This is a genomic window from Nocardioides gansuensis (assembly GCF_003076135.1).
GTDB lineage: Bacteria > Actinomycetota > Actinomycetes > Propionibacteriales > Nocardioidaceae > Nocardioides > Nocardioides gansuensis.
This window is the reverse complement of record NZ_QDGZ01000010.1, coordinates 35783-48427: the sequence shown is the minus strand read 5'-3', so window position 1 is coordinate 48427 and position 12645 is coordinate 35783. Positions and strand designations below refer to the sequence as shown.

10 protein-coding genes, 1 tRNA gene and 1 pseudogene are annotated in these 12645 nt (G+C 68.4%); 6 read left to right on the top strand and 6 right to left on the bottom strand.

All coding sequences use genetic code 11. The features are described from left to right. Positions 1 to 3 precede the first annotated feature (3 nt). The gene (locus tag DDE18_RS19650; protein WP_116573969.1) at positions 4 to 1662 is read right to left on the bottom strand and encodes an NAD(P)/FAD-dependent oxidoreductase; all 1659 of its coding nucleotides are present in this window, start codon (positions 1660 to 1662) and stop codon (positions 4 to 6) included. Positions 1663 to 2129: 467 nt separating this feature from the next. Here DDE18_RS19650 and DDE18_RS19645 point away from each other — a divergent pair, with 467 nt between their 5' ends. Next, positions 2130 to 3407, top strand: a complete 1278-nt coding sequence (locus DDE18_RS19645; RefSeq protein WP_245916891.1) for a low temperature requirement protein A — start codon at positions 2130 to 2132, stop codon at positions 3405 to 3407. A 383-nt stretch (positions 3408 to 3790) separates the two neighbouring features. Here the strand turns inward: DDE18_RS19645 and DDE18_RS19640 are convergent, their stop codons facing one another. Then, a complete protein-coding gene (locus DDE18_RS19640; RefSeq protein ID WP_116573968.1) occupies positions 3791 to 4741 on the bottom strand; it encodes a methylenetetrahydrofolate reductase in 951 nt (316 codons plus the stop codon). 127 nt (positions 4742 to 4868) lie between these two features. Next, positions 4869 to 5417: a P-loop nucleotide/nucleoside kinase family protein gene (locus DDE18_RS19635; RefSeq protein ID WP_165821253.1), complete on the bottom strand. Its 549-nt coding sequence runs from the start codon at positions 5415 to 5417 to the stop codon at positions 4869 to 4871. 248 nt (positions 5418 to 5665) lie between these two features. Between DDE18_RS19635 and DDE18_RS19630 the strand changes: the two genes are divergently transcribed. The 3 genes from DDE18_RS19630 (at position 5666) to DDE18_RS19620 (ending at position 7490) form a co-directional block, all read left to right on the top strand. After that, positions 5666 to 6055: a hypothetical protein gene (locus DDE18_RS19630; protein ID WP_116573966.1), complete on the top strand. Its 390-nt coding sequence runs from the start codon at positions 5666 to 5668 to the stop codon at positions 6053 to 6055. A gap of 264 nt (positions 6056 to 6319) precedes the next feature. Then, entirely contained in the window at positions 6320 to 6865 is a 546-nt protein-coding gene (locus DDE18_RS22670) for a hypothetical protein (protein ID WP_133241282.1), read from the top strand. Positions 6866 to 7034: 169 nt separating this feature from the next. Beyond that, positions 7035 to 7490 (top strand): Clp protease N-terminal domain-containing protein, encoded by a 456-nt coding sequence (locus DDE18_RS19620; protein WP_165821252.1) that lies wholly within the window; start codon positions 7035 to 7037, stop codon positions 7488 to 7490. Between the two features lie 183 nt (positions 7491 to 7673). Here DDE18_RS19620 and DDE18_RS19615 read toward each other — a convergent pair whose 3' ends face one another. Then, positions 7674 to 8204, bottom strand: coding sequence for a hypothetical protein (locus DDE18_RS19615; RefSeq protein ID WP_116573963.1), 531 nt, complete (start codon positions 8202 to 8204; stop codon positions 7674 to 7676). Positions 8205 to 8582: 378 nt separating this feature from the next. On the opposite strand from DDE18_RS19615, the pseudogene DDE18_RS24300 reads away from it, so the two are divergent. Continuing rightward, positions 8583 to 8645: pseudogene (locus tag DDE18_RS24300) on the top strand (hypothetical protein); the annotation flags it as partial. 200 nt (positions 8646 to 8845) lie between these two features. On the opposite strand, the gene DDE18_RS19605 reads toward DDE18_RS24300, so the two are convergent. Both DDE18_RS19605 and DDE18_RS19600 read right to left on the bottom strand, forming a co-directional pair. Next, a tRNA-Lys gene (locus DDE18_RS19605) sits at positions 8846 to 8918 on the bottom strand. A gap of 54 nt (positions 8919 to 8972) precedes the next feature. Continuing rightward, positions 8973 to 10541, bottom strand: coding sequence for a phytoene desaturase family protein (locus tag DDE18_RS19600; protein WP_116573962.1), 1569 nt, complete (start codon positions 10539 to 10541; stop codon positions 8973 to 8975). Positions 10542 to 10617: 76 nt separating this feature from the next. Here DDE18_RS19600 and DDE18_RS19595 point away from each other — a divergent pair, with 76 nt between their 5' ends. After that, on the top strand, positions 10618 to 12627 hold the full coding sequence (locus DDE18_RS19595; RefSeq protein ID WP_133241281.1) for a sensor histidine kinase: 2010 nt from the start codon (positions 10618 to 10620) through the stop codon (positions 12625 to 12627). The last annotated feature ends 18 nt before the right edge of the window (positions 12628 to 12645 follow it).

Genomic DNA, 12645 nt, shown 5'->3' with positions numbered 1-12645 from the left:
CCTCTAGCTCAGCCAGGTGTGGACGGACGACACCACCGAGGCTCCTTCGCCGGCGGCGGTGGCCACACGCTTCGTGGATCCCGCCCGGACGTCACCGACCGCGAACACGCCGGGGACGGTGGTGGCCAGGCTGGCAGGAGGGAGCCCGCCGATCCAGGTTTCTGGTGGGACGTCGCGTCCGGTCAGGACGAATCCGAACTCGTCGAGCGCGACCTCCGGTGGCAGCCACGAGCAGTGCGGGGACGCGCCGATCAGGAGATAGAGGCCGGCCGCGGGTCGGGTCGTCCGCTCGCCGGTGTCGATGCGCTCCGTGGTGAGCCACTCGAGGCGTCCGTCGCCGCCGCCGTCGACCACATGAGTAAGCGGCTCGACGGTGATCCTGGGGTTGTTGTCGATCTCCCCAATCAGGTATCGGGACATAGTTTCGGCGAGGCTCGGTCGGCGGATGAGGATCGTGACGGAGCGGGAGTGGCGGGCGAGATGAACGGCGGCCTGGCCGGCGGAGTTGCCGCCACCCACGACGAAGGCGTCAGAGCCGGACATCTCCCGTGCCGTCGACATCGCCGTGCCGTAGTAGACGCCGAGGCCCACGAGGGCCTCGAGCGGCTCGACGCGCAGGCGGTTGTAGCGCACCCCAGAGGCCACGACCACCGCACGGGCCAGGACGCGGCCATCCGTCGTCTGGAGGGTGTGCGGTCTGCCGGGGACCAGCGCCACGACGTCGTGGCCCGTGAAGAACCGCGTCCCGAAGCGGAGGGCTTGGCTTCGGGCGCGCTGCGCGAGGCGCATTCCGGAGATGCCGCGGGGGAATCCTAGGTAGTTGCGGATCATCGAGCTCGAGCCAGCCTGCCCTCCGATCGCCTCTGCCTCGATCACGACGGTGCTGAGCCCCTCGGAGGACCCGTACACGGCAGCGGCGAGCCCGGCCGGCCCGGCGCCGACCACCGCCAGGTCCACAATGTCCGGCACGTTGACCTTGTCGGGCACGCCGTACAGGGCGATGGCGACGTCGCGGACGCTGGACGCCGAAACCGGCTCGCGGTCGAGAGCGCTGACGACCGGCAAGGAAGGCGTTCCGCCGGCTCGGGCCAGGATCTCCTGTCCCTCCGGGGACGCTGGGGAGCACACCCGATTCGGGAACCCCATCCGATCGAGGTAGTCGCGGATCGCCCACACAAGCGCATCGTGTCCTTCCGCCACGATCGAGGCCGCGAAGACCTCCGGGTCGGCAGCCGTCGACCCCCAGTCGGAGAGCAGCTCGCTGACAGCCTGGTGGAACTCCTCGTCCCTAACGCCGCGCGGCATGAGCAGGTAGGCGTCGTACTTTCCCTCCGCCAGGCCGGGCCGCAACGCGGGGCCGTCGACAAGGAAGCGCTCATATGGCGGCGCGATCAACCGTCGAGCGGTTGGCACGAGCGCGCGCCATTGCTGGAGCGCGTTGATCACGTCGTCGTCGGGCAGCCGGGAGTCCGACACGAAGAGCGCCACGGTCGATCCGCCCTCGAGGATCGACTCGGTCAGTTGCAGGGCTTCCTCGCAGGAGCCGGCGACGTGCAGCTCGTACTCACGCGAGTAGCGCCAGAATTGCTCACGCAGCTCGTCGGCCACATCGCCGGACACCAGCACGATCGCGGGCGCCCGGACGGCGTCCACGCTGGTCACAGGCGGACCCGGTCACCGCTCGGCGACTCAGGGAAGACCGTCGACCGGCTGGGGGACAACTGAGTTTGCGGCTCGTCGCTTGCGGAGGCTATGCAACCCAGCCCCGCCGCACCAGTGAACGCCCGGCCATCGCTCGAGTTGACGCCGGTTGCCGAGAACAGCACGCGTTGCTCCTCAGGTCGCGATAGCGGTGTGCTATGACTCGGTGGCTGTCTCGGCGGCACCCTGAGCACCCTACCGAGCGGACCACGTGGTTGGCATCACTGTTCTCGAAGGGAGCAGTGGGGAAGGCCGACCCCGCGATCGGGGCGGTGATCGCGGCACCGGGACCCGGATCCCGCGCCCGAAAGCAGTCCCGGCTCGAGGCCTCCGTGCCGCGTCGCTCTGGTCAGCGCTGACTCCGGTCCGCCAGTTCGTCTAGGACCAACCCCAGGGTGCATGGATCGACGGCGATCCTCCCAGCGAGAATGACCGACATGGTCGGACAGGAAAACGAGGTTCGCTTCCGCTCGTTAGCCCACCGGATGGTGCCTATGGTTGGCCGGGATCCGGACGCGGAGCATCGCCAGGCCACACCGCTGGAGCTCCTCTTCGACCTGACGTTCGTCGTCGCGTTCGGAATCGCTGGTGAGCAGTTCGCGCACATGTACGCCGAGGGACACTACGGTTCGGGTCTGTTCGCGTTCGCCTTCGCCTGCTTCGCGATCGTCTGGGCATGGATCAGTTACTCGTGGTTCGCTTCAGCGTTCGACACCCAGGATTGGGTCGTCCGCCTTATCACGATGCTGCAGATGGCCGGCGTCGTTGTCCTGGCGTTGGGGCTTCCCCAGATGTTTCGCGCCGTCGACAGTGGCCACCACCTCGGAAACGAGGTCATGGTCGCCGGCTACGTGGTCATGCGCATCGCAATGGTGCTGCTGTGGCTGCGGGCCGCACGGGCGGACTCGAGGCACCGTGACGCCTGTATTGCGTACGCCGTTGGGATCTCGCTCGCCCAGGCTGGGTGGGTGACACTCGCAGTCGTCCAGCCGTCACTGAGAGCGGCAACTGTTGTCGGTCTCGCACTGATCCTCTTCGAGCTCGCGACCCCTTGGTTCGCCCAAGGCCGGCGGGGTGGCACTCCGTGGCACCCGGGCCACATCGCCGAGAGGTACGGCCTCCTCACCATCATCACTTTGGGTGAGGGCGTGATCGGCACGGTGGCGTCGCTTTCGGCGGTCGTCGACGAGAACGGCTGGAGCGCCGATGCTGTGCTGATTGCGACGGCGGGGACTGGCCTGACCTTTGGTCTTTGGTGGATGTACTTCATCGTGCCCGCGGAGCGGGTCCTGAGACGCCACCGGGACCGCGCCATGGCTTGGGGATATCTCCACATCCCGCTGCTGGCGGCGCTTGCCGCAACAGGCGCCGGCTTGCACGTCGCCGCATATTTCATCGAGGGCGAGGCACACATCGGAGCAACCTCGGTTGTGGTGAGCGTCGCACTCCCGGTAGGGGTGTTCGTGATCTGCCTCTACGGCCTGCACACCGCGTTGGTACGAGTGGGAGACAGGTTTCACTTAGCGCTCATGGCCGCGACGGCACTCGTCCTTGGAGCCGCGGTCGCGCTGTCGGCAGCGGGCGCTGCGCTCTCGGTGTGCTTTGTGATGGTCATGCTCGCTCCGATCGTCACCGTCGTCGGATACGAGCTGGTCGGCCACCGGCACGTCGAAGCCATCTTGCAACGGCTCGGTACACGTTCCTAGCGCGGATACACCCCCCTCGTCCGGGGATAGAGACGCGGCATGCCGCCGCCATTGGGCGTGGGAAAAGATGCCGAGATCTAGTACGCCGCTCCCTGCTGCCAGCGACGGATCTGCACGGGAGAGCTACCGCCGAAGAACAGGGATCAAACTTGTGGCGCCGGTTGATCGCACCGGAACCCGTCGACGCCTTAAGTGGATGGGGGCCTCATGCGGTCTACTGGCGGATGTTGGAACCGCAGTGAAGAAAACCACTGCATACTGACTGCACGTTCTGCCCAGACAATACTGTCGAAATCGCGGGCTCAGCGCCGACCGACGCCAGCGCGCGGATGCGCCCGACCATGCCGAGGACAGGGCACGCGATGCCGAAGGGAGCGGGTCGGCTAGTCCGAGCGGTGCAGTTCGTCCCGCAACTGGGCCGCGAGGTCCACGGACGCCTCGATCTCCGCGCGCCGGATAGAGACGCTTTCGATGTTGAGCCCGAACGGGGCGCCGACGCGTCGACAGTAGGTGATCAACTCCCGCGCGGCCGCTAGGGCGTACTCGAAGGACGCCTCAAGGGTGTCGTCCGCGTGCAGGAGCTCGTTCTCAATCCAGCGTGGCACGTCCACGCCCAGCCACCTGAGGAACTCGAGTGTCTTGGTGGAGCCGCACACCGAAAAGGTGAAGACAATCGGCACCGGAGTAAGCCCTTGCGCGAGGCACTCGTAGCGATAGTCCGAGACGAGGTTCTTCGCTGCCTTCACGTCGTAGACCACTTGGGTGACAAAGAAGGAACAGCCCGCCGCCTGCTTCCTCAGTAGACGCAGGTGCTCATTTCCGTTCCGCGTGTGCCGTTCAGGGATTGCGACACCACCAAGCAGCAGGTCGGGCCGCGCCTGCGTCCGCAGTATTTGGGCACGTCCCAAGGACGTGGCGACGGGCTTGTCACGCGAAGCCGCGCCGACGAAGACCGACAGTCGCCGCTCAGGCTCCTGGGCCCGGAGCCATGATTCGAGCTCCGACTCGGCGTACTTGCCAACAGCCCTGTAGACCACGACCGGGGTGTTCCAGTCGTTGAGATACCGAGACAGGTAGTCCGCCGGATCCATCGTGGGAAGGAACGGAAACGGGCGCTCCTCGGGGTTGCGGTCGCTCTCGTCATCGATGTCGTAGAGGATCAGGCCGTCCACCCCCAGAGGCTGAAGGCGCTTCGCCGTGATGTCGGCGATCTCTTGGGCCTTCTCGGGGGATGCCGTCTGTCGCGGCGGGGTCAGCGCGAAGAGCAAGAACTCGCCCTGGCCCTCGATGATGCGTCGCTGCAGATCCACATCCGGACCGTAGTCGACCGCCATCGGAACGGGGCCGCTTGCTCACATGTCGTGACTCGCAAGGCGAGCGCAGCAACAATTGAGGCAGAGCGTCCGGATCTGCCGCGCATGGCGCGGATGAGGTTGCAGGGGTCCATGTAGTGGTTTGCGCCTATCCACCCACTGCTGCCGCAGACATCGCCGAGCGCACTCGATCGAGCAACACTTCCGGGTCCACTGGATCCCTGGTGTCTACCGTGACCAGGTGCTCGCTCAGGCGCAGCGGGCCGCGGAACGATTCGCGCATCCGTCGGATCCCGTCGTCATGCTCCTCGGGCGTGCGGAGGTGATCCAGGTGGCCCGAGTGACGTTCGCGCGAAGCAAACCGCGCCGCAGCAAGTTCCACGGGGCATTCGCAGAAGACCTCCACCTGCGAGTCCGAGATCTCGCGCAATCTGGCGGGCGCGGAGTCGTGATTCCACCAGTTGACGACCACAGCCGTGTTCGCGGACGCGGCGATTCTGTGAAGAACCTCATCACTCGCCCTGCTGAGGCGATACCGCTGTTCCCGGTCCTCGCATCCGAGGCTGTCGAACAGCGCCTCGAGGATCTCGTCCTTGTCGATCAGCGGCATACAAAGCCCAAGGCTGAGCACCTTGCTGACCGTCGTCTTGCCACTGGCGGCCAGACCCGACACCACGATCAACAGGCGTGCCCCCACGGTGACGATGCTGCCAGAGATCGGCCAGGGCGAGGATCGTGGCGCGCTCAACTGCCGCGTTCCGCTCGCTCCTGCCGATGACAGGGCGTTGTCCCCAGTACTTGCTCAGTTGGCTGCTTGTCCGGTTCGGCCACGCGGAGGGACCATGGGACCGAAGAAGAGGAGGCGCTGATCACCCATGGCGCCAGCGACCTCATCCGGGGCCGTGACAGCCTGCGCAGGATTTCCTCCCGAGCGTGGAGGCACCGATGACTGATCTCGTAACGCAAGCGGCGTGGATTCTCGTTGCCGCGTTCGTTCTCTCGCTGACATACGAGATGTATCGCGCGACGGCGAAGGCCGGGGTCTCGCCCCATGACTCCACCGCCAGCTTCGTCAAGAACAACATCGCACTCTACCTAGTCGCTGCCCTGGTGATCGTTCTTCTCTTCGCTGGTTTCGAATGGGCGCCGTGGGTGGGTCTCGTGTTCTCAGCCGCGGTGACCGCGGCATCGATCCTCTACTACAACCCGAGGATCCTGCTGGACCGGAATCCAGGTGTTGTCGACTGGTTCGAGGACATCGCATTCACCAGCCTGGTCTTCCTCGCCATGGCGTTGCTCCTCTATCAGGTGCTGGGTGTGACCCTCGAGCCTTAATCCGCTGCCTGGTCATAAGGAGCCGACCTGGCGTCGCCCGCGAAGCTACAGAACATCCGGTCACGCCCTGTCGGCGCGTCAACCAGCAAAGAACGCCTAGGAATCTTCGCCAAAGTTCTCGTTGCTCCGGCTTCGAGCGTGCGCTGCGGCCATCCGGATCTGCCGCTGGTCGCGCGGTCACACCGATGTGCGCTCGCACCGAGGGCGTCTTCCCACGTTGAGCTCCTTCGGAGGCGTCCTGTCTCGGGCGACGTGCAGCGAGAGGTGGATCTGGAGGCGGGCACGGTCGGTTGGCTGCCCGCCCGGCAGCATCACGGGGAGAACATCGGTGACACTGCAACTCATGTGCTCTTCGTGGAGCTGAAAGAAAGCGACTCCAGCCGCAACAGCAGCAGCGTCGACGACGGCTCAACCGCCCGGCTTGGACCCAGTAGCGCTCGCGCAGATGGTTCGCCTTCCGAGCGCGCTTCGGGCCTACCCTGGACTGGCCGAACCCTGCTGGAAGGTGCGCGAATGCCCACACTCTTGATTGCACGCTTCCGCGGAGATGTCGAGGAACTGACCGAGGCCTACGACCGAGCCCATCGAGCGATCATGGACGCCGGCGGGCCACCTGGAGAGATGCGCCACCATTGCGGGGTCGGCGACGACTCGCTGTACATCGTCGGCGTCTGGGACTCGGAGGAGGCGATGCGCACACGTTTCGCCAGCCAGCAGATGCGCGACGCCCTGACGCGTGCCGGGTTCCCGGCGATGGACCAAGCAGAGATCACCGTCCTTCGCTTGCATGCCGTCGAGCCGCCCCTCTGAAAAGCGACACTCGACACAGCGCGAAGTGTGCCCAGCAGACCCTTCAGTCGCGACGCACGCTCATGCCGCGACCCGTGTGGTCTTGCCGGATTGAGAGTGAAGTCGGGAGGCGATGACAAACTGAGCCATGCGCCTATCGAGGTTGCCACCCCCGGTACCCGAGTCAGCGATGACCCCAGCCGCACGTGCGGTGCTCGGGTTCGCCAAGGCCGAGGCGCAGCGGCTGAACCACCATTACCTCGGCACCGAGCACCTCCTCCTCGGCATCATGCGAGACGGCGCCAGCGATGTCGCGCGGATTCTCGCATCCCACGCAGATCTCGGATCCGTTCGGACAAAGGTCAGCGAGATCGTCGGCGTGGGCTCCGATGCCTCGGCCGGGGAGCTACCGCTCACGCCTCGCGTGTCCAAGGTGCTCCATCTTGCCCGCCGGGAGGCCGAGATGTACGGAGAGATGCGCATCGCACCAGCACATCTCCTGCTCGGGATTCTGCGCGAGGGAGAGGGCATCGCCACACACGTGCTCCTCGAGCTCCACATCGATATGGGGACCGTTCGAGCCGAAACCTCTCGATCCTTGGGACCGCCGAGGGTCCGTCCGGCAGACAAGCCGCCGGAGGGCTGAGAGGACTCGGCTCGAGGAGTTCCGGGACGCACGTGAGTTCCTGGCAACGCCCGAATCTCCGCGTTCCGCTCGCTCCTGCCGATGAGCGGGGTGGGGGACGGGGCGCAGCCGAACGCCGTTCCCGCCAGCAGGCCAGATCACCAGCGCACGGCGTCGTATCGCGCCCGGTACGAGGGGACCCGGTCAGCGGTCGGTGACGCTGATGCGCACGTCTACTCGGTCGTCGACCGGTCCGCCCAGCACGCCGCCCAGGACGCCGACGAGCACACCGATCGCGACCAGCTGGCCGATCGGGGCGCCTTCGTGGGCCGACGGCTTCGTGCGCTGCCAGGCGTACCAGTCGGTGCGGCGGAACCTCGCCAGCCCGGCCAGCGCCACCGCCGCGGTGGCGAGCGCGAGCACGGCGAGGACCGCCTGGCCCAGATTGTCGACCGAGACCAGGCCGAGGAGCCCACCGATCACGCCCAGCACCAGCCCGACCCAGGCGAGCACGAGCCGGACGGTACGGGCCCGGACGACGCCGGCGGAGACGTAGCCCACGAGGAGGGCGCCGAGGACGACGGACCCGACAAGCGACACCTGGTCGTCGCTCCGGCCGCCCTCCCGGAGCCATAGCACTGCCTGGCCCGCCAGCGAAGCCCAGGCGAGCACCCAGATCGACCTCGGCAGCGGTGGCGTGGCTCCCGGCTGCTCGATCCCCCCGTCGACGCTCACGGTGTCATCCTCGCATCTCGCTCATGGGAGCTCTCCCATCTCCGGGCGCCGCGGACTGGAACGAGAGTCGTCCTCTCATGCCGCTGGTCGCGCGGTTGTCGAGACGCGCCGTCCCTGCGCCAGATCGCCACCTTACGAGCGGCTCACCACCACGTAGCCCGCGGAGCACCCTGATCCGCGTCAAGGGCGAGGGCCTGCTCCGGAAGGGAACGAAGAGCGCCGCCGGGGAGCGCACCCTTCCCATACCGGCGAGCGCGGTCGCTGTGTTGCGACGCCGGTTCATGACCGGCGTCCGGCTGGACCAGCCACTCTTCCCGGACATCAACGGGGGCTTCCGGGATCCTGCGAACGCTGCGAGAGGCCCGCGGAGTCGACACGTTGGCGTGGATCACGTCGCACACGTTCCGGAAGACGGCCGCGACGATCCTCGACGAGGCTGCTCTCTCGGCCCGGTTGGTGGCTGACCAGCTCGCGCACTCGCGCACGTCGATGACCCAGGACTTCTACCTGGGCCGTCGGGCGGTGGACTCGCGGGCGGCCGTCGCGCTCGACGCCGCGTTAAGGGACGTGTGGCCAGAGGACCAAAACCGTGGCGAATGGCGAAGGCCAGGACGTGTGATGCGTCCTGGCCTGCGGTCTTGTACGCCATCAGGGACTCGAACCCCGAACCCGCTGATTAAGAGTCAGCTGCTCTGCCAATTGAGCTAATGGCGCCCGGTGAAGCGGAGCCAACGTTACCAGCGGCCGACGTCGACGAGAAATCGAGGGTCACAGCTCCGCGAGCACCGCCTGGGCGGCGTTGTGGCCGCCGAGCCCGGACACCGCGCCACCCCGCCGGGCACCCGATCCGCAGAGCAGCACCGACGGGTGGTCGGTCTGCACGCCCCACTGCTGGGCGGGTGTCTCGAGGCGGGCCCGGTTGGGCGCCCAGGGCCAGTCGAGGTGGCCGTGGAAGATGTGCCCGCCGGGCATCGCGAGCTCGCGCTCCACGTCCTGGGGGATCTTGGCCTCCAGGCACGGATTGCCCTCGGCGTCGCGCGAGACGACCGATGACAGCGGCTCGGCCAGGTGCTCGTCGAGCGCCGCAATCGCTCGCTGCACCGCGACCTCCTTGGCGCCGGGGTCGGCCTCGAAGAGCACCGCAGGCGTGTGCAGGCCGAAGTAGGTGAGCGTGTGTGCGCCGGTCCCGGCGAGCTCGCCGAGGATCGAGGGGTCGGACAGCGAGTGGCAGTAGACCTCGCCCGGCATCATGGTCGGGACGAAGCCGGCTGCCGCGTCGTCGTACGCCTGCTGCAGCAGGGAGTAGTCCTCGGCGACGTGCAGGGTGCCGGCGAACGCCGCGGCCGGGTCGACGCCCGAGCGCAGCGCGGGCAGCCGGTCGAGCAGGAAGTTGATCTTCAGCTGGGCGCCGGCGGGCTTGGTGTCGGCGTCTTCCTCCTGGCCGAGCAGGATGCGCAGCACCCATGGCGCGACGCCTGCGAGCACGCGTCGCGCGGTGGCACTCTGGTCGGCGGAGCCGTCGTGCCAGGTCACCTCGGCGCCGTCGGGCCCGGGCGAGATGCTGCTCACGCCGGCTCCGGTCACGATCGTCGCGCCGGCCGACGTGGCGGCCCTAGCCAGCGCGTCGGTGAGGGCGCCCATGCCGCCGACGGGCACCCGCCACTCGCCGGTGCCGTTGCCGACGAGGTGGTAGAGGAAGCACCGGTTCTGCGCCAGCGAGGGGTCGTGCATCGAGGCGAAGGTGCCGATCAGGGCGTCGGTGGCGACGAGGCCACGCACCGTGTCGTCGGAGAAGCGCGCCTCGATCGCCTCGCCCAGCGGCCGCTCGACGAGGTTGCGCCAGATGCCGGGGTCCACTGCTGCCCGGACGTCGCGCTCGTGGGGGAGTGGACGCATCAGCGTCGGCTCGACGGCGTGTGCGAGGTCGGCGACGTCGGCGTAGAAGTGGCGCCACGCGGCGTACTCCTCGTCCCCGCCGGTCAGCTCGCGGAAGGAGGCGCGCGTCGCCTCGCCCTCCGGGCGCTCCACCACCAGGCCACCGGCGCGCCCGTCGCGGAGGTACGGCGTGTAGCTGGCCGTGCTGCGGGAGACCAGCCGCACGTCCAGGTCGAGCTCGGCCATCAGGGCGTCGGGCATCAGCCCGACCAGATAGGAGTATCGGGAGAGCCGGGCCGGCTTGCCGGGGAACGCCTGGGTGGAGACGGCGGCTCCACCGACCTCTGGCAGTCGCTCGAGGACCAGGACGGACAGGCCGGCGCGGGCGAGGTAGGCGGCGGCGACGAGGCCGTTGTGGCCGGCGCCGACGATCACCACGTCGTGGGTGCGGGAAGGGGTCACCTGCGACAACTTATGCGTTCTGGCAACTTCTGCGTGGGCGCCTCTCGGGAGGGACGCCCGTGACTAGTCTGACCGCGTGAGAGCGCAGGGCGTGGGAGCGGCCCACGTCGCGGGTCTGCTGGCCTACGCCCTGGGGGCGTGGGCGGCGAGGGACGCCATGCCGCCTGACGAGGCGGTCGGTGACTTCATCGCGGTGGGACTCGCCGCGGGCCTGCTGATCCGCTCGCCCCGCGCTGCGTGGCCACTGCTGACGAGCGTGCTGGCCGTCGTGACGTTCCTGTCCTGCCTCTCCGCCGGCACCGACCTGCACTTCGCGGTCACCTCCACCGCCGGCACGATGCTCGGCGTGCTGGTCGTGGCCCACCGGCTCCACGTCGGAGGGGGTCCTCCTCCGCTTCTCTCGCCGGTCGACTTCCGTGTCCTCGCCCGCACGTCGGTCCTGGGCGCCGGCCTCGGCGGTCTGGGCGCGGCCGCAGCCGCCTGGTCCGCAGGCCAGCCGTGGCCCGAGCAGCTCGCCACGGCGGCCTTCCACCTCATCAGCTATCTCGTCCTCGTGCCGTTCTTCATGCGCGTGCGGCGCGGGACCACGGTCGCCGGCCAGGGGGAGCGGATGCTGCAGGTCACGCTGCTGGTGGGCTCGGCGGCCGTCGCCTTCACCGTCCACAACGAGATCGGCCACCTCGGCATGGTGGCGATGTTCCCTGCGCTGGCCTGGGCCGCCCTGCGCTTCGACGTGCGGGAGACGCTCGGCCAGGTGCTGGTGGTCGCGGTGACCGGCGACGTCCTGACGATGCGGGGCCTCGGCTCTTTCTCCGCGGCAGTCGGAGAGGCCACGGGGAGCAGCTGGACCCTGGTGTTCCTGCAGGCCTACCTGATCGCGTGCGTGCTCGTGGCGGTGCCGTTCGCCCTGATGGTGGCCCTGCAGTCGCACACGGCCGCGGGCGCGCGGGCCCAGGCGGCCACCCTGCAGAGCATCGTGGACGGCGCCCGGGGCGTCGCGATCATGGTCACCACGCCGAAGGGCGAGATCACCCTGTTCAACCACGGGGCCGAGGCCCAGCTCGGCTACAGGTCGGCGGACGTGGTCGGCCGGCAGGTCACGATGTTCCTGCGCCGCCACGAGCTCGTCCGGCTCGCCAGCCGCTTCGGCGTCGCCCCGACCCGCGGAGACGTCAGTCGCGCCCTCTCCCGCACGGTCGCCCCGACCGACGTGGAGCTGATCCGCAAGGACGGGATGCCCCGGGTCCACCAGGTCACGCTCGCCCCGGTGCTCCACGACGGCGGCGAGCCCTCGGCGTACGTCGTGACCGCCGAGGACGTCACCGAGCGCGTGCGGACCCAGCGCAGCCTCGAGCAGGCGCTCAGGGGGCAGCGGCTGCGGGAGATCGACCAGATCAAGGACGACTTCGTCTCCAGCGTGAGCCATGAGCTGCGCACCCCGATCACGAGCATCATGGGCTACCTCGAGCTCCTCGAGGACGGCGGGTTCGGCGAGCTCACGCCGGAGCAGCTCGACGCCCTCAGCCGCGTGTCGGGCAACAGCCGCCGGCTGCTGCACCTCGTCGACGACCTGCTCACCCTGTCCAGCCTGGGCGACCCCGGGCAGGTGCTGGTCCGCAAGCAGATCGACCTGCGCCTGACGGCGCTCACGGCATTCGACGTGGTGGCCCCGACGGCCCAGGGGCAGGGGGTCTCCTTCGACATCGACGTGCCGGAGGAACCGGTCATGCTGATGGCCGACGCCGACCAGCTGGAGCGGGTGCTGGTCAACCTGATGGGCAACGCGGTGAAGTTCACGCCCGCGGACGGGAAGGTGGTCACGCGGGTGGGCTGCGGGCGTGACGGCGTCGAGGTGTCCGTCGCGGACAACGGGCTCGGCATCCCGTGCGAGGAGCAGCCACGGCTGTTCAGCCGGTTCTTCCGGAGCAGCACCGCAGCCGACGCCGCGATCCAGGGCACCGGCCTGGGCCTGTCCATCGCGTGGCAGATCGTCGAGCTGCACGGCGGCCGGATCGAGGTCGACTCCGAGCCGGGCCGGGGGAGCGAGTTCCGGGTGGTACTGCCGCGTGTGGCGGCCATCGGCTAGGAATATCCAACTTTCAAC

Excerpts from the sequence above, each read along its gene's own strand:
- DDE18_RS19645 (WP_245916891.1), top strand. The coding sequence starts at position 2,130 with ATGACCGACATGGTCGGACAGGAAAACGAGGTTCGCTTCCGCTCGTTA.
- DDE18_RS19640 (WP_116573968.1), bottom strand. The coding sequence starts at position 4,741 with ATGGCGGTCGACTACGGTCCGGATGTGGATCTGCAGCGACGCATCATC.
- DDE18_RS19630 (WP_116573966.1), top strand. The coding sequence starts at position 5,666 with ATGACTGATCTCGTAACGCAAGCGGCGTGGATTCTCGTTGCCGCGTTC.
- DDE18_RS19620 (WP_165821252.1), top strand. The coding sequence starts at position 7,035 with ATGACCCCAGCCGCACGTGCGGTGCTCGGGTTCGCCAAGGCCGAGGCG.